We start from the raw sequence: 20,887 nt of genomic DNA, 5'->3' as shown, positions 1-20,887 counted from the left end.
GTTTGCAATCACCGGCAGCGCATTGCAACGACCGCCCGACAACGGTTGCGTTCGCTGGCATTCCATTGCAACAAACCTCGGAAAATCGTTGCCCCAGAGGCATTTTTCCGGCCTCAAAGCTTTCTTCATCCGGAAACCGAAACGTAGCGTCCCTTCGACCGAACCGAATCGAGCAGAGGCGTCGACCATGACGAAACCCGTCCCCAGAACCGCCCCGGCACCGTCCTCAACGGCCGAAAACGACCACACCGCGGTCGAGCGCTTGCTCGACCGGGCGGTGACCGAAGGCGGTGTCCCGGGCATCCTCGCCGAGGCCCGCACCGGCGACCTGCGCTGGTTCGGCTCCGCAGGTGTGGCCGACACCGAGGCCGGTGGTGCGCGCCTGCCGGAGCACCGCTTCCGCATCGGCAGCATCACCAAGACGTTCGTGGCCGTGGTGGTGCTGCAACTCGTGTCCGAGCGGAAGCTGGGCCTGGACGACACCGTGGCGCAGCTGCTGCCCGGCGCGGTCCGCGGAAACGGCCACGACGCCAGCAGGATCACCCTCCGGCAGCTGCTCAACAACACCAGCGGGATCTTCGACTACACCCGCGACCAAGAAGCGCTGAGCCAGCGCGAGAGCTATTCCCCCGAACAGCTCGTGCAGATCGCCATGTCCGGTCCGGCGGACTTCGAACCCGGTGCCGGCTGGGCGTACTCCAACACCAACTACGTCCTCGCCGGAATGATCGTCGAGCGGGTGACGGGCCGCCGGCTGGCCGACGAGATCACCCAGCGGATCGCCCAGCCGCTCGGCCTGGACGGGACTTACCTGCCGCGCGGGAACGACCAGTCGATACGCGGCCCGCACTCCCGGCACTACACGAAGTTGCACCAGCCGGATCCCGGTGCCGAGATCTACGACGTCACCGAGATGGACACGACACCGTTCTGGGCGGCGGGCGGCATGATCTCCACGGCCGGAAACCTGAACGAGTTCTTCGCAGCGCTGCTCGGCGGCCGGCTCCTGCCCGCGGAACAGCAGCGGGAGATGTTCACCACGGTCGTCGCCGAGAACTGGATTCCGCGCACCACCTACGGTCTGGGCGTCTCCTCGGTGACGCTCCCGGGCGGCACAACCGCCTGGGGCATGGGCGGTGCGATCTTCGGCTCGTGGTCGTACGCGTACGGCACCCGCGACGGCAGGCGGTTCATCACGACGAACGTCAACGGCGACTGGACGACCGGCGGCTGGGACGACCCGATCGGCATCTTCACCGATGTGCTCCGAGCGGAGCTCTGCGCGAACGATCAGCGGTGACCGTCCACCGCTGAGCCGGGAAACGCCGACGCCTCGGCGAACGGTGGTTCGCCGAGGCGTCGGAACAGCCGTGACCGGTATGCCGCGCAGTGCGGCGTGCCGGGCTCAGTTGCCGGTGAACTTCGCCTTGCCCGGCCCGTTCTCGATGAACGAGCGCATGCCGATCTTCTGGTCCTCGGTGGCGAACGTGCCCGCGAACAGGTGCGTCTCCAGCTTCAGACCGTTGGCCAGGTCGAGGTCCAGCCCGCCGTCGATCGCGGCCTTGGCCGCGGCCAGGGCGCGAGCGGCACCGTTGGTGAACTGCTCGGCCCACCGCCGCGCGGCCGCGTAGACCTCGTCGGCGGGCACCAGCTCATCGACCATGCCCAGCGACAACGCCTCCTGCGCGTCGACGAACCGGCCGGTGTAGATGATGTCCTTGGCCTTGCTCGGCCCGATCAGCCGCGCCAGCCGCTGCGTGCCGCCGGCCCCCGGGATCACGCCCAGCAGGATCTCCGGCTGCCCGACCTTGATGTTGTCCGCGGCGATGCGCCGGTCGCAGCTCAGGGCCAGCTCGAAACCGCCACCGAGGGCGTAGCCGGTGAGCGCCGCGACGGTCGGCTTCGGGATCGCTGCGACCTGGCTCATCGCATCGGACAGGCCGCGCTGCTCCTTGCTGGCCATGTCGGCGTAGGACATCTCGGCCATTTCCTTGATGTCCGCGCCTGCGGCGAAGACCTTCTCCCCGCCGTAGACGATCACGGCGCGGATGTCGTCGCGCTCGGCGGCTTCGAGCGCGACGTCCCGCAGCTCGACCTCGATCTGCCGGTTCAGCGCGTTCATCTTGGGACGATCCAGCCGGATCGTCCCGATCGCGCCGTCCACCTCAAGCCTGACGAACTCGCCCACGCGGCATCCTCCTCGTCGAACCGCCACCTCGCCGGGCAGGCTATCGCGCCCAGCGCCGCAACTGCTGTGTCACGGATCTCAGCGCAGCCCGCGTGAAAGCCCAGCCGCCACGCAAGGCGCGGCCTGGCGCGAGCTTTCAGCCGCGTCGGCGGGCGAAGAAGCGGTCGCCGCTGCGCTGCAGTTCCAGGTCCTGGTCGAAGGTCTTGGACAGGTTGTCCTCGGTGAGCACGTCGTCGAGCAGCCCCTGCGCGACGATGCGCCCGTCGCGGAGCAGCAGACCGTGGGTGAAGCCGGGCGGGATCTCCTCGACGTGGTGGGTGACCAGCACCGACGCGGGCGCGTCGGGATCCATGGCCAGCGCGGACAGCCGCGCGACCAGGTCCTCGCGACCACCCAGGTCGAGCCCGGCCGCCGGCTCGTCCAGCAGCAGCAGCTCGGGGTCGGTCATCAGGGCGCGCGCGATCGTGGTGCGCTTGCGCTCCCCTTCCGACAGCGTGGCGAACTCGCGGTCGGCCAGGTGCGCGACGCCGAGCAGGTCGAGCAGCTCCGCGGCGCGGTCGGTGTCCAGGTCGTCGTACTCCTCGCGCCACCGGCCGAGGACCGAGTAGCCGGCGCTGACGACGACGTCGCGAACCAGTTCGTCACCGGGAACGCGGGCTGCCAGGGCCGCCGAGCACAGCCCGATGCGGGGCCGCAGCTCGAAGACGTTGGTCTTGCCCAGCCGCTCGCCGAGCACGTCGACGGTGCCGTCGCTCGGGTGCATCTCGGTGCTGGCCATCTTCAGCAGCGTCGTCTTGCCCGCGCCGTTGGGCCCGAGCACCACCCAGCGCTCGTCGAGTTCCACCGACCAGTTCACGTCGGCCACCAGCGTGGTCTTTCCCCGCCGAACACCGACGCCATCCATCCGGATGACCAGGTCGTCCACGTCTACCTCCCCGCTGTCACTGACCGCAGCGCCTGGTCGTGGCGCCCCCGGTTCGTGTCGATCCGCCGACCGCGCAGGCCGTCGGCCGGTCCGCTCCGCGCTCCATTGTTCCGTCCGCAGCCACGGCGGCTGCGGGCGGGAGCACCCAGCGCTCGCTCAGCCGGGTGACACACGTCCAGGGCTCGGCAAACGGTGCCGCCCAGCATTCGGGAAGGTGCCGCCGGTGCTGGCGCGGGCCACCCCGCCGTGCCACGATCGCTGACGTGTCCGATTCGTTGCTCACCCGCGATCGCGTGATCGACCTGTTCCGGGTCGTCACCGCCGCCTGTTGCTGAAGCGGTCAAACCGCTTTCCAGGTCCGTTCGCGCGGCTCGACGAATCACCCCACCGCTGAACCACCCCGCTTCGAACGCGGGGCAGGTCGTGTCGTGCCGCGCTCTCCGCAAGACACGAACTGGAGACACGCCATGAGCGCTGTGCAGCAGCACCGGCCCGATCAGCAAACCGCCCACCTGTCCGAGTACACCCCCACCGAATCCCTGCCCGAACCCGGCGCGGCGGAACTGCACCCCGCCCTCGACCTGCCCCTGCTGCGCGACCTGATCCGCCCGGACCACCAGTTGTGGACGCCCCGCGAGCTGCGCGACCTGACCAGCCTGGTCACCTCCGAGCTGACCGGCCCGCTGCTCGACATCGTCCGCATCGACGACGAGAACCGCTGGTGGGCCAAGCTCGGCCTGACCGCAGGAGTCGAGCTGTGGCTGCTGTCGTGGGCTCCCGGCCAGGGGACCGCACCGCACGACCACGGCGGTGCGTCCGGCTCGTTCTCCGTGCTCTTCGGTGCGCTCCGCGAGGACTACCGCTACCCGGCGGGCCCGGTCCGCACCTCGCACCACGACGTCGGAGCGAGCATCGGGTTCGGCAGCGGCCGCGCCCACCAGGTCCGCAACGTCAGCTCGGTGAACTCGGCGAGCGTGCACGCCTACTCGCCGCCACTGCTGCCGGTCCACTACTACTCAGACCTGTCCGAGGTGCCGCCAATCCCACCGCGGCACGCGCACCGACTGCCGAAAGGGCACGGATGACACCCCTCGTACCAACCGGAGTCCTGCTCAACCGCACCTAAGGGGACCGTGATGCAACCCAGCCACAAGAAACCGCGAAACGCGAGAACGACCGCAGTCGCAACCACCACTGAAAAACGCGGAGAGGCGGACATGGGACAGGCGGGACTGCGAGGCGGACCAGTGACCACCATCCCGGCCCAACGCCGACCGGAGATCACGCCCGGCCCGTTCGGCATCGACCACCTGCTGGCCGAATCCAGGGAGAAGTTGGCCCGGGTCTCACCGCGGGAAGCCCTGGCCCTGCAGCAGGAAGGCGGCCTGATCATCGACATCAGGCCGCAGTCCGACCGGCTCGCCGAAGGCGAGATCCCCGGCGCGCTGACGGTCGAGCGCATCGTCCTGGAATGGCGCTTGGACCCGTCCGGCGGCCACCGCCTCGACGGCCTGCACCCGGACCGCCCGGTGGTCCTCGTGTGCAACGAGGGCTACGCCTCCAGCCTCGCCGCGGCCCAGGCCAAGGAACTCGGCCTGCGCCGGGCCACCGACCTGGCCGGTGGCTTCCGGGCCTGGAAGGCCGCCGGACTCCCGGTCACCACCACCGCCGGCTGACCCGGCGGCGCACCGCGAGCATGGGAACCTTCCTGTCACAGATGGCAGGAAGGTTCCCATCCTCGCAGCAACGGGCCGCGGTGTCGGCGACAGGAAAGTTCCCATGCTCGCAAGGTGTCGACGGGGCTGTCCTGGGTGAAAGGGGTATGGGCACCTGCTGCGTCCCGTACGCTTCCGACCTTGTGCAAGCACAGAGTTTGTTGTTCCGCCCGTGGGTGTTAGCCGCGTTCGCCGGAGCCGTCGCCGTTGCTCTCGTCGAGGCGATCGCGAGCACCGGTTTCGCCGGGACCGCCGTGGCGTTGGCCGGCGCTCTCGCCGGGGTGGTGCTGCTGCCGATGATCACGCAGCTCGGGTTGATCGCCGGAGCCGTCGTCTTCGGCCTGCGAGTGCGGCACGTGATCTTCGGCGCCATGCGCGAAGTCGCGTCGTGGACTCCCAAGCGCGTGACCTTCACGGTGCGAGCGCTGCCGATCACGCTGCGCGCCCAGATCGGTCCGTGGCGGTCGCCGGTGATCCTGCGCTGCTGGCTGGCCGGGTTGTTGTCGGCCGTGGTCGGTGTCGCGGTGGTCGTCGGCGGCTGGTTGCTGACCGATTCGGCGTTCTGGCGCGGGTTCACCGTGGCCGTCACTCCGCTGATGCTCTACAAGCTCTGGCCGCAGCGGGTTCCGCTGACCACTTCGACCGGTTGGCTGCTCTTCTCGCTGCCCCGCCTGGACGGCGCCGAACGCTCCGAGTTCATCGCCGCGCCGCTGGCCGCTCGCGCCTACGAGGCGTTGCGCCGCGGGGAGATCGATCAGGCGCAGTCCTACGCCGACGAGCTCGCTGAGAAGCACCCCGGGCTCAACGCCACGATGTCGTGCCAGGTTTCGGTGCTGGAGGCGCGCGGCGAGTACGCGCCCGGGGTTCTGCTGCTGCTCAAGTACCTGTCGGAGAACGGCGATCTCCCGCCGCGCAAGATGTCCTACCTGCTCGCCGGGTTGGCGGGTCTCGGTTTCAAGGCCGTCGAGGCGGGGCAGCTGCCGGCCGAATCCCTGCTGCCGACCGCGAAGAAGGCGTTGGAGGACGCCGTCAAGCTCGGCTACCCCGAGTTCGAGCTCAGCGGCAGCAACGCGTTGCTGGCGCTGATCGAGGGCGATCCGGAGTCCGCCGTCCGCCTCGCGCAGACCGGCGCGGACTACAACCACACCCCGCTCTCCCGCGCCGACGACCTGGTCACGCTGGCCCGCGCGCACATGGCCTGCCACGACAACGCCGCCGCGCGCGAGGCGCTGGGCAAGGCCGAGGAGCTGGCCCCGTGGTCGCCGCGCGTCACCGAAACCCGCCAACGGCTTTCCGTGGCGTGACTCAGTCCACGGTCAGGACGAGCTTTCCAGCGGTGCGGTTGGTTTCGCCCAGCGCGTGCGCCTTGGCCGCTTCCGCGAGCGGGAACGTCCCGGCGATCTCGGCGCGCAGCTGCCCCTTTGCCACGAGGTCGGCGATGGCGCGCATGCCCGCCTGATCGGCTTCGACGAGCAGGATTTCGGCGCGCACTCCCAGTTCCTCGGCTTCGGCCGCCAGCTCGTCCCCGGCGTAGGGGAGGATGGAGACGAGCAGTCCGCCGGGCCGGAGGGTGCGCAGCGACCTGCTGCGGTAGTCGCCCGCGATGGTGTCCAGCACCACGTCGACGTCGCTGACCGCCTCGACGAAGTCGACCTCCCGGTAGTCGATCAGCTCGTCGGCGCCCAGGCCGCGCAGGAACTCGTGCTTGCCCGCGCTCGCCGTGCCGATCACGTGCGCGCCGCGTGCTTTGGCGATCTGCACGGCCAGGTGCCCGACGCCGCCGGCGGCGGCGTGGATCAGCACTCGCTGCCCGGCCCGCACCTGCGCGGTGTCCACCAGCGCCTGCCAGGCGGTCAGGGCCGCCAGCGGAATCGCACCCGCCTGCACGTGGTCCACTTCGGACGGTTTCGGGACGAACGCGCGCGCCGGTCCGGTGACGTACTCGGCGTGCGAGCCGACGCCGTGCGGGTAGGGCAGCATGCCGAACACCTCGTCGCCCGGTTTGTGCAGGGTGACCCCGGCGCTGACTGCCTCCACCACGCCGGAGACGTCCCAGCCGAGCACGTACGGGGGCTTGCCGAGGAACAGCTCGTGTGCGCGGTGCTTCCAGTCCGTCGGGTTGAGACCGGCCGCGCGCACCCGGACGAGCACCTCGCTCGTATCGGGCTCGGGGCGCGGCAGCTCCACCTCGTGCAGCACCTCCGGGCCGCCGAGTTCGTCCTGGCTGATCGCGCGCATCGTTTTGCTCATGCCTCGAGGCTGCCGCATCGGCGCCCGCCGCGAAATGGCATGAATGCCAACATTCGATAGGATCGTGCCATGCATCGAGTCGTGGTGCTGGCGCTCGACGGCGTGTACCCGTTCGAGCTCGGCGTTCCGCAGCGCGTGTTCGGCAGCGCCGACGGCCGCTACGAGGTCCTCACCTGCTCCGTCGACGGCGGGCCGGTGCGCAGCGAAGCCGATTTCGCGATCGCCGTCGAGCACGGCCCGGAACTGCTGCGCACCGCGGACACCGTGGTGATCCCGCCGTACGACATGTCCCTGCTCGTCGCCGAGCTGCCGCAGCCGGTGGCCGACGCGCTCGCGCTGATCCGGCCGGGCACCCGCATCGTGTCGATCTGCACGGGCGCGTTCGCCCTCGCCGCAGCGGGGATGCTCGACGGCCGCCTGGCGACCACGCACTGGCGGCTGACGGACCTGTTCCGCCGCCTCTTCCCCGCGGTCCGGCTGGATCCGGACGTGCTGTTCGTCGACGACGGCGACGTGCTGACCTCGGCGGGCGCCGCCTCGGGCGTGGACGTGTGCCTGCACGTGGTGCGCAACGACCACGGCAGCGAGGTCGCCAACCAGGTGGCCCGCACGTGCGTCGTGCCGGCGTGGCGGGAAGGCGGCCAGGCCCAGTACATCGAGCGTCCGGTGCCCGACCCCGCGGAATCCAGCACCGCCGCGACCCGCACCTGGGCGCTCGCGAACCTGCAGCTGCCGCTGTCGCTCGCCGATCTCGCCGAGCATGCGCGGATGAGCGGCCGCACCTTCGCCCGCCGGTTCCGCGACGAGGTCGGGGTCAGCCCGGGCCGGTGGCTCACCCAGCAGCGCGTCGCCCGGGCCCGCCACCTGCTGGAGTCCAGCGACCTGCCGATCGACGAGATCGCCGCGCAGGTCGGCTTCGCCACGGCGGCCTCGCTGCGCCAGCACCTCAACGCCGCGATCGGCGTCGCTCCCCTGGCCTACCGCCGCACCTTCCGGGCCGGCGTCTGACGAGCCGGGGAATCACAGGTCCGCGCCCTTCTCCTGCTTGCAGCGCGCACAGCAGCTGGAGGTTCTCCTCGGTCGAGCTGCCGCCGAGCGCCACCGGGATGACGTGGTCGTACTGGATCTCGAAGTCCGTACCGCATTCAACGCACCGCCCTCCGTCCCGCTCGAAGACCCGCTCGCCGCTGGTGCCCGTCAGGGTGGCGCCAGGCGTTCGATTTCAAGATCGCGCAATCGGCCCAGCAGGCCAGAATACGGCGGCTGCGCATCACGCCGGAGCTTCCGCGCCGGGGTCTGAGCGGCCGCGGTCAGTTCGCGGCGAGCGCGCGGAGCGTGAGTTCCACCTGGTGCTCGATCGCGCTTGGCTCGCCGTGGGGCATCAGCTGCGCGATGCGGATGAGCCCGAGGAGCTGGTAGGCGATGTCGTTCGCCGTCACATCGGGAGCGAGAGTCCGGTCGGTGCGGGAGCGGTCAACGGCTTCCTGGCCGATCTCGGTGAGGTGGACGCGACATCGCTCGAGGTCCGCATCTGACGGGCGGCCACCGGCCAGTACGTCGACCATCGCCTGGTTGGCGGCCAGACCGGTGATCGTGGTGGTGAAGAACTCGCGGAGGCCGTCGATCGCGGAAGATCCAGCGGGCAGGGCGACCTGCGCGAGTGCGGCGAGATCGACCCCCGTCACGGCCTGCACGAGGTGCTCGCGGGTGGGGAAGTGCCGGTAGAGCGTGCCGACGCCGACGCCGGCCGCTGCCGCGACGGCCCGCATGTCCACGGCCATGCCGGACTGCCGGAACGCATCGTCGGCCGCAGCCAGGATGCGCTCCCGGTTGGCGGCGGCGTCTCGGCGCTGCTTGCGGTCCTGTGCCATCCCTCCACTATAGCGATTCGGAACACGTGTTCCGCTTGGTGCTACGCTGAATCGGAACATGTGTTCCGCTACGGAGAGGCTCGGGACGAGATGAACACGATCGTGATCACCGGGGGCACCGACGGCATGGGCGCGGCCCTGGCGCGCCACTACCTCGCAGCCGGTGACCAGGTCACGGTGATCGGCAGGAGCCGCAGCAAGTTCGACACCCTGGTTGCGGCCGTGACCAGCGACGATCCGTCCGCGGCGGCGCGGGCGGAGTTCATCGCGGCCGACCTGTCCCTGGTCGCCGACAGCCGTCGCGTGGTCGACCACCTCCTGGCACACCACGCGCGCATCGACGCCCTGGTGCTAGCCGCCTCCTTCATCCGGCAGCAACGGCAGACCACGACCGAAGGACACGAGGCGTCCTGGGCGTTGTTCTTCCTCAGCAAGTACGTACTCGTCACCGGGCTCGCCCCGCTGCTGCGCGCGGCCGAACGGCCGGTGGTCGTGAACACCGCCGTCCCAGGTGCGCGAGCCGATGCGGTGGATTTCGAGGACCTGGAGATGGTCCGCGGGTTCACCTTCAAGCGCTCCAACGCGCAGCAGCGTCGCGCCAACGAGCTCCTCGGCGTCCTCGCCACCGACGACAACCCGAACCTCGCCTACATCACCTGGGGGCCGACCCGGCTGGTGCGTTCCAGCTTCGCCGGGGAGGTCGGCAAGGGCATGCGCATCGCCGCCGCCGTGCTCGGAAAACTGCTGGGCCAGCGCCCGGACGCCGCAGTCCGCCCCATCATCGGCCTCATCGACGACCCGAAGCCGGGACGGGCCGCCTACCGCGGCACCACCAAGCGCGCCCTCAACGCCGGAGACCAGGACGCCGCGCGCTTGGCTGCGGCGGTGGCAGAAAGCCTGTGATGCCCCGCAGGACCTCCAGCTGGCGCGACGTCCCGCACCCGTCCGATAGCTCACGTCGCCGCGACCGCGAACCCGCCAAAGCAGCCGGGTTTCCCGCCGGCGGTCGAGGAATCCGGCCAGCGTCGCTCGTTCGTCAGCGCTCCGCTCTCGGTCGCGCGGATTCGAGGAGGTTGTCCACCACGTCCAGCAGCGCCGCGCGGTCCGGTTGGACCCTGGCCAGCACTCGCAGGCCGTAGTACGTGCTGAGCACCTGGCGGGCCAGGACTTCCGCGCTGCGGCCCGGGTCGATCTCACCGGACCGCTGGCCTTCCGCGAGGACTTCGCGCAGCGCTTCCTCCACCGTCGCGAAGTTCCGCCGCACCTCGTCGCGGACGTCCGGGTCGCCCGCGGCGCGCTCGATGGCGGCATTGATGGCGAAGCAGCCCGGCCGGTCGGTGCCGGAGAGGTCGGTGTCGATCCCGGTGGTCAGCAGGTTCCGCAGCCGGTCCGCGACAGGTCCGGGGGCGCGCAGCAGCGCCACCTGCTCGACCGTGGCCGTCTCCTGGTACTTGCGCAGGCTGCGCAGGTAGAGCCCGTGCTTGTCGCCGAAGGCGTTGTAGAGGCTGGACGGCCCGAGCTCGGTCGTCTCGCTGAGGTCGCGGGTGGAGGTCGCCTCGTACCCGCGACGCCAGAAGGTGTCCATCGCCGCGTCGATGACGCGGGCTTCGTCGAACTTCCGCGGCCTGGCCATACCGCCATCCTAGCCGTTTTGAAGCAGTTGGACGAAAACCTCACATTTTTGAATCGTTCGCTTCAAAACGCTGCTAGCGTCGGTGCCCGCAACTGATCGACACCGAGCTGGAGGTCCCGTGCCGCTCGCCATCTACGTCCTGGGGCTGGGCATATTCACCCAGGGCACCTCGGAGTTCATGCTCTCCGGACTGCTCCCCGACATCGCCTCCGACCTGCGGGTCTCCATCCCGGACGCAGGCCTGCTGATCTCCGCCTTCGCCGTCGGCATGGTCGTCGGCGCCCCGCTGCTGGCCATCGCCACGATGCGCTGGCCGCGCCGGACCACGCTGGTGGCGCTGCAGCTCGTCTTCATCGGCGCGCACGTCGTGGGCGCGCTCGCCCCGGGCTACTGGGTCCTGTTCGCCACCCGCATCATCAGCGCGGTGTCCTACGCCGGTTTCTGGGCCGTGGCGGTGGCGACCGGGGTGGGGCTCGTCGCACCGGACGCCCGGAGCCGGGCGGTCGCGGTCATCGCCAGCGGGCTGACGCTGGCCACCATCGTCGGCGTGCCCGCGGGCACCGTCCTCAGCCAGTTCACCGGCTGGCGCTCGGTGTTCTGGGCAGTCGCCGCGCTGACCGCGGTCAGCCTCGTCTGCTCACTGCTCACGATCCGCGAGAGCGCTGAAGCACGAGGCGAAACCCGCAGCACCGCAGCCGAACTGCGCGCGATGGCCCGGCCGCAGCTGTGGCTGTCCTACGTGGTCACCGCGCTGACCTTCGGCTCGGTCATCGTCACCTTCAGCTACCTCGCCCCGCTGCTGACCGGGGTGACCGGGCTGTCCGCCCAGTGGGTTCCGGCTCAGCTGGCGCTGTTCGGCGCGGGCGGTCTGCTCGGCATGTCGATCGGCGGCCGGACGGCGCAGGCGCACCCGATCCGCACCCTGCTGTTCGGCCTGAGCGTCCTGGTGCTGTCTTCCGCGCTGCTCGCGGTAGCCGGGGACAACGTGCTGATCACCACCGCGCTCGTCTTCGCGCTGGGCGTGAGCGGATTCGTCACCAACCCGGCCCTGCAATCGCGGGTGTTCGCCCTCGCGCCGGGTGCGCCGACGCTGGTCGGCGCAGGCAACACCTCGGCCTTCAACATCGGCAACACGCTCGCCCCGATGATGGGCGGCCTGGCCATCAGCGCAGGCCTCGGCTTCGCCTCGGTGGCCTGGGTCGGCGCCGCGATCGGTGCGGCAGCCCTGCTCGCCACCGCGTGGGCGGCTTACCTGCAGCACCGGACCGCGCGGCCCAGCACCGCGCCGTGCGCCCGGGCCGCGGTCTGACCTCGTGAGCGTTCCGGGGTGCTGGAACGCCCCGGAACGCTCACGATCATCCGGCCAGGACGACCTTGCCGAGTTCGGCCGGCCCGGACAGCAGCGGGTGCCGCGGCAGCACCCGGACCGTGTAGCCGGCCGGTCCGGCGTGCGGCAGCGTCACCGTCGCCTCGTAGCGGCCGTCGGCGACCGGACTCATCGACTCCGCGATGAAGTCGTGCAGCACGTCGGAGTCGTCGACCCGGCCCACCACCACCTCGACGTCCACATCGGACGGATCCAGACCGGCCAGGTCGACCCTGGCCCGCACCGTCACCTGCCCGCCGAGCAGCGGCGTCCCGTCGGCCACCGACATCTCGGTATCGCTGACCCGCACCCAGGTCCACGCCGCCTGCAGCCGCGCCCGGTAGTCGGCGATCTCCCGCGCCCCGCGGAAGTCGTCGGCGGTCATGGCGCGCATCGACCGGGCGGCCGGGGCGTAGTGGTGGTCGACGTACTCGCGGATCATCCGGGACGCCTGCACCCGCGGGCCGAGCGTGGCCAGGGTGTGGCGCACCATCGACATCCACTTGCCCGGCACGCCGTCGGTGTTGCGCTCGTAGAACATCGGGGCCACGTGCTCGGAGATGAGCTCGTACAGCGCCGCGGATTCCAGGTCGTCGCGCCGGTTGGGATCGCTGACACCGTCGGCGTTGGGGATCGCCCAGCCGTTGTGCCCGTCGTGCATCTCGTCCCACCAGCCGTCGCGCACCGACAGGTTCAGCCCGCCGTTGAGCGCCGCCTTCATCCCCGACGTGCCGCAGGCCTCCAGCGGCCGCACCGGGTTGCTCAGCCACACGTCGCAACCGGAGACCAGGTAGCGGGCCAGGGACATGTCGTAGTCGGGCAGGAACACGATGCGGTGCCGCACGTCGGCCTGATCCGCGAACTTCACGATCCGCTGGATCATCGCTTTGCCGCCCTCGTCGGCCGGGTGCGACTTGCCCGCCACCACGATCTGCACCGGGCGGTCGGCGTCCAGCAGCAGCTCCCGCAGCCGGTCGGTGTCGCGCAGCATCAGCGTCGCGCGCTTGTAGGTCGGCACCCGACGGGCGAAACCGATGGTCAGCACGTCCGGGTCGAAGACCGAATCGCACCAGCCGAGCTCCAGGTCCGACGCACCGCGCCGCAACCACGCGGCGCGCAACCTGCGGCGCACCTCGTCGACCAGCCGCTGCCGCAGCGAGCAGCGCAGCTCCCACAGCAGCGAATCGCTCACCGGTTCCATGCCGCGCAGCCCGGCCCCGCTGTCCATCTCGGACTCGCCGAGCAGCTTGCCCAGCTCCCGCGCCGACCAGGTGGGCCCGTGCACGCCGTTGGTCACCGAGCTGATCGGGACCTCCTCCAGCCCGAAACCCGGCCACAGCCCGCGGAACATCTTGCGGATGACCTCGCCGTGCAGCTCCGAGACGCCGTTGGCGCGCTGCGCGAGCCGCAACCCCATGTGCGCCATGTTGAACATGCCGGGGTTGTCCTCGGCTCCCATGGCCAGCACCCGATCGGTCGGCACGCCGGGCAGCAGCGCTTGCGCGGAACCGTCGCCGAAGTAGTGCCGCACCAGGTCCACCGGGAACCGGTCGATGCCGGCCGGCACCGGGGTGTGCGTGGTGAACACCGTCCCGGCGCGCACCGCCGCCACCGCCTGGTCGAACTGCAGACCTGGCTCCTCCTGCAGCTCCCGCACCCGCTCCAGGCTGAGGAACCCGGCGTGGCCCTCGTTGGTGTGGAACACCTCGGGCTGCGGGTGCCCGGTAAGCGCGCAGTAGGCGCGGACCGCGCGCATGCCGCCGATGCCGGCCAGGATCTCCTGGCGGATGCGGTGCTCGGCGTCGCCGCCGTAGAGCCGGTCGGTGGTGCTGCGCAGATCGTCGTCGTTCTCCGGCAGGTCGCTGTCCAGCAGCAGCAGCGGCACCCGGCCGACCTGCGCCTTCCAGATCCGGGCGTGCAGGGTGCGCCCGGCGGGCATCGCCACCCGCACCAGCACCGGCTCGCCGGACTCGGCCGTCAGCATCTCCAGCGGCAGGCCGCGCGGATCCAGCACCGGGTAGTGCTCGACCTGCCAGCCCTCGGCGGACAGCGACTGCCGGAAGTAGCCCGACCGGTACAGCAGCCCCACGCCGATCAGCGGTACGCCCAGGTCGGAGGCGGCCTTCAGGTGATCCCCGGCGAGCACGCCGAGACCGCCGGAGTAGTTCGGCAGCGCCTCGGTGAGGCCGAACTCCATGGAGAAGTAGGCGATCGAGTCGGGCAGCGCGGCGCCCTCGTCCTGCCGCTGCTGGTACCAGCGCGGCACCGTCCGGTAGCGGCGCAGGTCGTCGGCGACGGCGCGGGTGCGGGCCAGGAAGTCCTCGTCCCCGGCCAGCTGCCGCAGCCGGTCGGCGGGCACCTCGGCGAGCAGGCGCAGCGGGTCACCGCCGACCGCCGACCACACCCGCGGATCGACCGCCGCGAACAGGTCCTGCGTCGGCGGGTGCCAGGCCCAGCGGAGGTTGGTCGCCAACGTGCCGAGAGCGCTCAACGGCTCGGGCAGGTGGGCGCGCACGGTGAAACGGTGGACGGCTCTCACGGGAGCGGACCATATACCGGACCGGAGCGGCACGTGCGGACGTACCAACCGCCGCATCGGGTGGGAAGCTTGCCGCTGTGCGCGCGTGGACACCGGTCATGATGATGATCTTGCTGCTCATCGGCTCGTGCGCGGCAGCGCCCCCGGAACCGCCACCTGTGGCCGATCACACCGTCGACCCGGCGTTCGTCCACGGCACCGATCACGGCGGCACCGACCGCCTGGCCGCCACCGTCGTCACCGACGTCCAGGACTACTGGAACGAGCAGTACCCGGCGGTGTTCGGCACGCCGTGGCGCAACCTCGACGGCGGTTTCTTCTCCGTCGACACCAACGGCACGGAAACGGCCCCGCCCTGCTCGGCGGACGTGAGCGATCTAGAGGGCAACGCGTACTACTGCGCCACGGTCGACGCCATCGCCTGGGACCGCACAGCACTCCTACCGGTGCTTCAAGAGCACTACGGAGATGCCTCGGTCGTGGTGGTGCTCGCGCACGAGATCGGCCACGCCGTGCAGAAGCGCGCAGGCCTCGACACCGACGCAGCACCCGTGCGCCTCGAAGCCATGGCTGACTGCTTCGCAGGCGCCTACGTGCGCTCAGTCACCGACGGCCGCTCGGAGCGCCTACGCATCAACGACGAGCAGCTCGACCGAGCGCTGCGCGCGATCACGCTCTTCCGCGACCCCGTGAGCACCAACAGCACCGACGCGCACGGCACCGCCTTCGAACGCGTCACGGCGTTCCAGGACGGCTACGCCAACGGCCCGCGCCGCTGCACCGAGGTGACCGAGACGCCGCTAGCCGCGCTGCCACCCGACGGGCCCAACATCCCGCTGGACGAAGCGCTGCGCACTGAGAGCATCTCGGGGTACTTCAGCGGCCTCGTCGACGCGCAGTGGACACCGCCGGAGCTCGCCCTCGACCGCCCCGCGCTCGCCGAGGCCCACGCCGACATCGGCGACCAAGCCGTCACCACCCTGCTCGCCGCGAAGTTCGCGCTGACCGCCAACGCCGCCCTCGGCCGCCCGACCACCGGCGCGGATGCGAGCAAGCAGATCGTCTGCCTCACCGGCGCGTACACCGCGGCACAACCCGGGCTGGCGCAAGGCGATCTGGACGAGGCGGTGGCCGTGGTGCTCGACTCCGACGACATCGGCCGCGACGCCCAGGGCACGAACCAGCTGACCGGCTTCGACCGCATCGCCGCCTTCCGCACCGGAATGCTCGGCGGCGCGCCCGCCTGCGGCTGAGCGCCGCTGCGAGCATGGGAACTTTCCTGTCAACCGCCCTCGCACCCGCTGCGAGCATGGGAACCTTCCTGTCACCCGACGGCCGGTTTCGCCGGAGCACGGAGCCTTCCTGTCACTTCCGAGGTGGTGCGAGCATGGGAACCTTCCTGTCATCTCCCGGATCCGCCAGATCGCCGTGGAGCCGATCAGCCAACCGATAGGCTGATCCGGGCACTGGGTGGCGCAGGTCGTCCGGTGCGCGGAGTTCGGCATCTGCAGCAGGATGGGGCGCGCCAGTGGCACGGGTATCGATGGGAAACCGAAGGCGGAGGCGGCTCCTCGGCACCGCGATGTCCGCGTTCACGTGCATCGCGCTGGTCGCCGGCTGCGCGCAGCAGATCAGCGGCACCCCGACCACGATGGGCAGCTACTCGACCACCGAGGTCGCCGGGCTGCCGGTCAGCAACGGTCCCAGCGGCCCGAAGCCGGGCGCTCCGGACGCACCGCTGTCCGTCGAGGGCACCGACAACGGCGAGATGGACAAGCTGGCCCGCAACGCCGTCGCCGACATCGACGACTACTGGACCTCGGTCTTCCCGAAGGCGTTCCCGGGCAAGCGGTTCGCGCCGGTCAAGCGCCTGGTCTCCTACGACGCGGGCGGTCCCGGCGCGCAGGTGTGCGGGGAGAACACCGCGGGCGTGGTCAACGCCTTCTACTGCCCGCCGGACGACCTCATCGCGTGGGACCGCGGCACGCTGCTCCCGGAGCTCGACAACAGCTTCGGGCCGATGGCCGTGGTCGCCGTGCTCGCCCACGAGATGGGGCACGCCGTGCAGCACCGGGCCAGCACTGCCTCCAGCAACGACCAGGTGATCGTGCTGGAGCAGCAGGCCGACTGCTTCACCGGCGCCTACTTCCGGCACGTCGCCGAGGGCTCCTCCAAGTACTTCCAGATCTCCACCGGGCAGGGCCTCAACGAGGTCATGGGCGTGCTGAGCTTCATCCGGGACGCGCCCGGCAAGTCCGACTTCCAGGGCAGCAACGCGCACGGCAGCGCCTTCGACCGGGTCACCGCCTTCCAGTACGGCTTCGACGAGGGCCCGCAGCGCTGCGGGCAGATGGACTTCGACGACGTCTCCAAGCGCACCACGCTGTTCGGCTCGTGGAAGACCGGGCAGGACACCGATCTGCCGGTGGACCAGAAGGGCCTGAGCGCCGTCGAGAAGAGCCTCCAGGAGGTCTTCCGCGACACCGGCGCCGAGCCGCCGAGCATCAGCACCGACCAGTCCACCTGCCGCGACCGGAAGCCCACCGCTCCGGCGACCTACTGCGAGTCCACCAACACCATCGCGCTCGACGTCGCGGCGCTGCAGAAGATCGCCACGCCGCCGAACAAGGACGCCGAGTCCGGCTACGGCGACTTCGCCGCCTACGCCCAGGTGGCGTCGCGGTACGTGCTGTCGGTGCAGAAGGCGGCCGGCCTGACGCTGGACGACCCGGCCGCCGGCCTGCGCACGGCGTGCATGGTCGGCGCCTGGAGCGGGCTGCTGGTGGAGGACCCGATCGGCAAGCGCAACCCGGTCGGCAGCCTGCGCGTCGTGGCGGAGGACATCGACGAGGGCGTGGCCGCGCTGCTCGGCGAGAACAGCCTGATCGCGGCCGACGTCAACGGCAAGCAGGTCCCCGTCGGGTTCGCCCGCGTGGAGGCGTTCCGCATCGGCGTCCAGGAGGGCATGGCGCCCTGCAGCACCAAGTACAGCGCGACCTGACACCTGTTCAACAGCAGCGCCGTCCCCGAGCGGGGCGGCGCTGTTCGTTTTCCGGCACAACCCGAATGCGGGAGCGGCGTCCCACGATCATGAACGCGGAACGGCAACTCTTCTGGGACGGCTGCTTCAACACCCGGGACCTCGGCGGTCTCCGCACCGAGGACGGTCGCGAAACGAGATGGGGCGCAGTGGTCCGCTCCGACGACCCGGCCGGCCTGACCGCCGACGGCTGGGCTTCGCTGCAGCGGCACGGCGTGCGCACGATCGTCGACCTCACCGGTGGCGAATCCACCACCGCACGGCGCCCGGCCGGGCTGACCGGCGTCCCGGTGGAGCTCGACGACCACACCGACACGGAGTTCTGGACGCGCTGGGACAACGCGCTCTCCTGCACCCCGCTGTACTACCGGGCGTTCCTCGACCGCTTCCCGCAGAAGGTCGCCGAGGTGCTGACCGCGATCGCCGCAGCCGAGCCGGGCGGCGTGCTGGTGCACTGCAGCAGCGGCCGCGACCGCACCGGTCTGATCTCCCTGGTCCTGCTGGCCGCGGTCGGCGTCGGCGCGTCCGACATCGCCGCCGACTACGCGCTCACCCACGTCCGCCGCGCCGAGCTGTGCGCTGCGGCCGGACTGCCCGACGACACTCCCCGGGTGCACGGCTTGATCGCCCAGCACGGCACTTCCGAGCCCGAGGTCATCGCGGACGTGGTCGGCTCCCGCGACATGGCGGCTTACCTCCGCTCCGCCGGGGTCACCGCCGAACACCTCGCCGCGCTGCGCGACCGGATGCTCACCTGACCGGGAACAATGCGGCCCGCCACCCGAGGTGCACTCGGGTGGCGGGCCGCGAACCGTGGCTCAGAACAGGGCGCTGGCCAGCGCCCGGCGGGCGGCGCTGACGCGCTCATCGCCCTCCGGGAAGACCTCGAACATCTCGACCAGGTGGCGGCGGACGCGGTCCCGCTCGTCGCCCGAAGTGCGCTTGACCCCGCGGATCAGCCGGTCGAAGCCCTCCTCGACCTTCCCGATGGCCAGCTCGGCATCGGCCGCGGCCAGCTGGGCGTCGATGTCCTCGGGAGCGGCGTCGGCCCGCTCGATCGCGGCCGGGTCGGCCTGCTCGGCGCGCGCGGAGAACCGGACCTGCGCCAACGCGGCCTTGGCCTGCTCGTTGTTCGGCTCGCTGTCCAGGATCTTCTGGTAGGCGTCCTCGGCGGCGGCGTAGTCACCGCGCTCCAGCGCGTCCTCGGCGGCGGTGAACCGCGGGTCCTCGGGCTCCTCGGCGGGCTCGGCGGCACCGCCCTGCTCCGCGGCGCGGATGCCGGGCAGCTGGTCGCGCAGCGCGTTGAGCAGCTCGTCGATCCACTGCCGGATCTGCGGTTCCGGGAGCGCACCGGAGAAGGCGTCCACCGGCTGCCCGCCGGCGATCGCGATGACCATCGGCACCGACTGCACCTGGAACAGCTGCGCGATGCGCGGGTTGGCGTCGACGTCGATCTTGGCCAGCACCCACGCGCCACCGGCTTCCTGCGCCAGCCGCTCCAGCACCGGGGAGAGCTGCTTGCACGGCCCGCACCAGGTCGCCCACAGGTCGACGATCACCGGCACCTGCAGGGACTTCTCGACGACCTCGGCCTGGAAGTCGGCCTCGGTGACATCGATGACCGCCCCGCTCGCCGGTGCGGCTCCGCCGTCACCGCCGGCGGCCGGCTGCGCGGCTGCGCGCGCGTTGGCCTCGGCACGGCTCTTCAGAGCCGACAGGTCGACTGCGCCCGCCATCGCGGACATTGCTGCTGCGTTCTGGCGTGGATCCGGCCTCGTCACGCCCTCCATCCTGACACGTTGCACCGAGGGCGCGGTGGCAGGGCGGCGGATGTTTCGCAGTCAGCGATCAAGCCGCGCCAAGCCCGACACGCCGAGCCACTCACAGATCAACTCGAAGCAGTGAACAACTTCCCTCTAAGGAGTGGACACACCACGGAACCTCTCAAGCTCCGCGGCCTCCGGCTCCGAATGTGTTGGCAGAGCCCGCGGGGACGGTTGGTTTTCTGCGGGCCTTCGGGGCCTCCGTTTGGGGGACCTCCTGCAAGTAGTTCAACGAGAGGTACGAAACAGTGCGTATTGCTACCCGTGTTGCCGGTGTCGCCGGCGCCGCTGCTCTCGGCGTCGTGACCCTGGGCACCGCCGCCTTCGCGGACAGCGCCGACAACAACGGCATCAACGTGCTCGACGACAACAACATCAGCGCCGTTCCGGTGCAGCTGTGCGGCAACAACGTCGCCGTGGTCGGTGCTGTCGTTCCGGTCCTGTCGCCGCAGGCCAACGACTGCGTCAACGCGCCGGTCGTCGACCACCCGAAGTACTGAGGGTCACCAGCCCTGAGCTGAGGCCGGGGGCGGCGTCGAACGCGATGCCGCCCCCGGTCCGCGTCGTTCTGCGCGCCTCACTGCTCGCGCAGGTGCTCCTCGACCCGGCGCACCTTCGCGCTCAGCTGGCCGGTGTGCCCCGGGCGGATGTCGGCCTTGAGCACCAGGCTGGTGCGCGGCGCCCCGGCCGAGGCCGCCTCGGTGGCGCGCTTCACCACGTCCATGACCTCGTCCCACTCGCCCTCGATCGTGGTGAACATCGAGGTCGTCTCGTGCGGCAGCCCGGACTCCCGCACCACCTTCACCGCGGCCGCCACCGCTTCGCTGACGCTGTCGCTGTCGCCTGCCCCGCTCGGGGCCACGCTGAACGCCACCAGCACGTCTGCTCCTCCTGTTCCTCGCGGCCGGCACCGCCGGCCGATGTGATCATGCGCCACGAACCCACCCACTGTCGCCGATTCCACCGGCCCCGGCACCACAGCCCACAACCGGCCGGTAACCGCTGCTAGCGTCGGACACCATGAGCACCCGTAGTCCGCTGCCCTTCGACCCCATCGCGCGCGCGGCCGAGATCTGGGCCGACCGGGTAGGCCCGTCGACGACGATGGCCGCGGTGACCAGCGTCATGCGGGTGCAGCAGATCCTGCAGTCCGCGGTCGACAACGCGCTCCGCCCGCACAACCTGACCTTCGCCCGCTACGAGGCGCTGGTGCTGCTGACCTTCTCCCGGCGCGGCAGCCTGCCGATGCGGGTCATGGGCGACCGGCTCCAGCTGCACCCGACCAGCGTGACCAACATCGTGGACCGGCTGGAGCAGGACAGCCTGGTGCGGCGGGTGCCGCACCCCACCGACCGGCGCACCACTCTGGTGGAGATCACCGAGGACGGCCGGGACCTGATGAAGAAGGCCACCGAATCGGTCACCGAGATCGACTTCGGCCTGCGCGGCATCACCGAGCGGCAGACCCAGCAGCTGACCGAGCTGCTGGGCAAGGTCCGCCACGCGGCGGGCGACTTCTGACGAGCTGTCCCCGGGC

The 20,887-nt window shown here is 70.8% G+C and carries 21 protein-coding genes; 12 read left to right on the top strand and 9 right to left on the bottom strand.

Features of this window, described 5'->3' with window-relative positions:
* The first annotated feature begins 187 nt into the window (after positions 1–187).
* On the top strand, positions 188–1,300 hold the full coding sequence (locus ATL45_RS20210; RefSeq protein ID WP_093146751.1) for a serine hydrolase domain-containing protein: 1,113 nt from the start codon (positions 188–190) through the stop codon (positions 1,298–1,300).
* A gap of 105 nt (positions 1,301–1,405) precedes the next feature.
* Here the strand turns inward: ATL45_RS20210 and ATL45_RS20205 are convergent, their stop codons facing one another.
* Together ATL45_RS20205 and ATL45_RS20200 are read right to left on the bottom strand one after the other, a co-directional pair.
* Positions 1,406–2,188, bottom strand: a complete 783-nt coding sequence (locus ATL45_RS20205; protein WP_093146752.1) for an enoyl-CoA hydratase/isomerase family protein — start codon at positions 2,186–2,188, stop codon at positions 1,406–1,408.
* A 136-nt stretch (positions 2,189–2,324) separates the two neighbouring features.
* A complete protein-coding gene (locus ATL45_RS20200; protein ID WP_093147628.1) occupies positions 2,325–3,092 on the bottom strand; it encodes an ABC transporter ATP-binding protein in 768 nt (255 codons plus the stop codon).
* Between the two features lie 488 nt (positions 3,093–3,580).
* Between ATL45_RS20200 and ATL45_RS20195 the strand changes: the two genes are divergently transcribed.
* The 3 genes from ATL45_RS20195 to ATL45_RS20185 all read left to right on the top strand — a co-directional run bounded on the left by ATL45_RS20195 (position 3,581) and on the right by ATL45_RS20185 (position 6,132).
* Positions 3,581–4,198 (top strand): cysteine dioxygenase, encoded by a 618-nt coding sequence (locus ATL45_RS20195; protein ID WP_093146753.1) that lies wholly within the window; start codon positions 3,581–3,583, stop codon positions 4,196–4,198.
* 162 nt (positions 4,199–4,360) lie between these two features.
* Positions 4,361–4,789: a rhodanese-like domain-containing protein gene (locus ATL45_RS20190; protein ID WP_246025447.1), complete on the top strand. Its 429-nt coding sequence runs from the start codon at positions 4,361–4,363 to the stop codon at positions 4,787–4,789.
* Between the two features lie 215 nt (positions 4,790–5,004).
* Positions 5,005–6,132 (top strand): tetratricopeptide repeat protein, encoded by a 1,128-nt coding sequence (locus ATL45_RS20185; protein WP_246025446.1) that lies wholly within the window; start codon positions 5,005–5,007, stop codon positions 6,130–6,132.
* A gap of 1 nt (position 6,133) precedes the next feature.
* Here the strand turns inward: ATL45_RS20185 and ATL45_RS20180 are convergent, their stop codons facing one another.
* Entirely contained in the window at positions 6,134–7,066 is a 933-nt protein-coding gene (locus ATL45_RS20180) for an NADP-dependent oxidoreductase (protein WP_211841454.1), read from the bottom strand.
* An 81-nt stretch (positions 7,067–7,147) separates the two neighbouring features.
* On the opposite strand from ATL45_RS20180, the gene ATL45_RS20175 reads away from it, so the two are divergent.
* Positions 7,148–8,086, top strand: coding sequence for a GlxA family transcriptional regulator (locus tag ATL45_RS20175; protein WP_093146757.1), 939 nt, complete (start codon positions 7,148–7,150; stop codon positions 8,084–8,086).
* Here the strand turns inward: ATL45_RS20175 and ATL45_RS40245 are convergent.
* Positions 8,025–8,279 (bottom strand): HNH endonuclease, encoded by a 255-nt coding sequence (locus tag ATL45_RS40245; protein ID WP_093146758.1) that lies wholly within the window; start codon positions 8,277–8,279, stop codon positions 8,025–8,027. The genes ATL45_RS20175 and ATL45_RS40245 overlap by 62 nt on opposite strands.
* A gap of 109 nt (positions 8,280–8,388) precedes the next feature.
* Positions 8,389–8,949, bottom strand: a complete 561-nt coding sequence (locus ATL45_RS20165; RefSeq protein ID WP_093146759.1) for a TetR/AcrR family transcriptional regulator — start codon at positions 8,947–8,949, stop codon at positions 8,389–8,391.
* A 90-nt stretch (positions 8,950–9,039) separates the two neighbouring features.
* On the opposite strand from ATL45_RS20165, the gene ATL45_RS20160 reads away from it, so the two are divergent.
* Positions 9,040–9,852: an SDR family NAD(P)-dependent oxidoreductase gene (locus ATL45_RS20160; protein WP_143121546.1), complete on the top strand. Its 813-nt coding sequence runs from the start codon at positions 9,040–9,042 to the stop codon at positions 9,850–9,852.
* A gap of 133 nt (positions 9,853–9,985) precedes the next feature.
* Here the strand turns inward: ATL45_RS20160 and ATL45_RS20155 are convergent, their stop codons facing one another.
* Complete coding sequence (locus ATL45_RS20155) at positions 9,986–10,582, bottom strand: TetR/AcrR family transcriptional regulator (protein WP_093146761.1); 597 nt, start codon at positions 10,580–10,582, stop codon at positions 9,986–9,988.
* A 118-nt stretch (positions 10,583–10,700) separates the two neighbouring features.
* Here ATL45_RS20155 and ATL45_RS20150 point away from each other — a divergent pair, with 118 nt between their 5' ends.
* Complete coding sequence (locus tag ATL45_RS20150; RefSeq protein WP_093146762.1) at positions 10,701–11,891, top strand: Cmx/CmrA family chloramphenicol efflux MFS transporter; 1,191 nt, start codon at positions 10,701–10,703, stop codon at positions 11,889–11,891.
* Positions 11,892–11,937: 46 nt separating this feature from the next.
* On the opposite strand, the gene glgP is transcribed toward ATL45_RS20150, so the two are convergent.
* Positions 11,938–14,487: an alpha-glucan family phosphorylase gene (gene glgP, locus ATL45_RS20145; protein ID WP_093146763.1), complete on the bottom strand. Its 2,550-nt coding sequence runs from the start codon at positions 14,485–14,487 to the stop codon at positions 11,938–11,940.
* A gap of 98 nt (positions 14,488–14,585) precedes the next feature.
* Here glgP and ATL45_RS20140 point away from each other — a divergent pair, with 98 nt between their 5' ends.
* From ATL45_RS20140 to ATL45_RS20130, 3 genes are all read left to right on the top strand, one after another.
* Complete coding sequence (locus ATL45_RS20140; protein ID WP_121505372.1) at positions 14,586–15,740, top strand: neutral zinc metallopeptidase; 1,155 nt, start codon at positions 14,586–14,588, stop codon at positions 15,738–15,740.
* A 329-nt stretch (positions 15,741–16,069) separates the two neighbouring features.
* On the top strand, positions 16,070–17,488 hold the full coding sequence (locus ATL45_RS20135) for a neutral zinc metallopeptidase (RefSeq protein WP_246025445.1): 1,419 nt from the start codon (positions 16,070–16,072) through the stop codon (positions 17,486–17,488).
* Positions 17,489–17,577: 89 nt separating this feature from the next.
* Complete coding sequence (locus ATL45_RS20130; RefSeq protein WP_093146766.1) at positions 17,578–18,285, top strand: tyrosine-protein phosphatase; 708 nt, start codon at positions 17,578–17,580, stop codon at positions 18,283–18,285.
* Positions 18,286–18,345: 60 nt separating this feature from the next.
* Here ATL45_RS20130 and ATL45_RS20125 read toward each other — a convergent pair whose 3' ends face one another.
* Positions 18,346–19,263, bottom strand: coding sequence for a tetratricopeptide repeat protein (locus tag ATL45_RS20125; protein WP_093147631.1), 918 nt, complete (start codon positions 19,261–19,263; stop codon positions 18,346–18,348).
* A gap of 389 nt (positions 19,264–19,652) precedes the next feature.
* Here ATL45_RS20125 and ATL45_RS20120 point away from each other — a divergent pair, with 389 nt between their 5' ends.
* On the top strand, positions 19,653–19,850 hold the full coding sequence (locus ATL45_RS20120; protein ID WP_342775286.1) for a hypothetical protein: 198 nt from the start codon (positions 19,653–19,655) through the stop codon (positions 19,848–19,850).
* 77 nt (positions 19,851–19,927) lie between these two features.
* Here ATL45_RS20120 and ATL45_RS20115 read toward each other — a convergent pair whose 3' ends face one another.
* Complete coding sequence (locus ATL45_RS20115; protein WP_093146767.1) at positions 19,928–20,230, bottom strand: MTH1187 family thiamine-binding protein; 303 nt, start codon at positions 20,228–20,230, stop codon at positions 19,928–19,930.
* Between the two features lie 140 nt (positions 20,231–20,370).
* Here ATL45_RS20115 and ATL45_RS20110 point away from each other — a divergent pair, with 140 nt between their 5' ends.
* Positions 20,371–20,871: a MarR family winged helix-turn-helix transcriptional regulator gene (locus ATL45_RS20110; RefSeq protein WP_093146768.1), complete on the top strand. Its 501-nt coding sequence runs from the start codon at positions 20,371–20,373 to the stop codon at positions 20,869–20,871.
* Positions 20,872–20,887: the final 16 nt, after the last annotated feature.

Source organism: Saccharopolyspora antimicrobica, from assembly GCF_003635025.1.
Classification (GTDB): Bacteria; Actinomycetota; Actinomycetes; order Mycobacteriales; family Pseudonocardiaceae; genus Saccharopolyspora; species Saccharopolyspora antimicrobica.
This window is presented reverse-complemented; position numbering and strand designations above follow the sequence as displayed.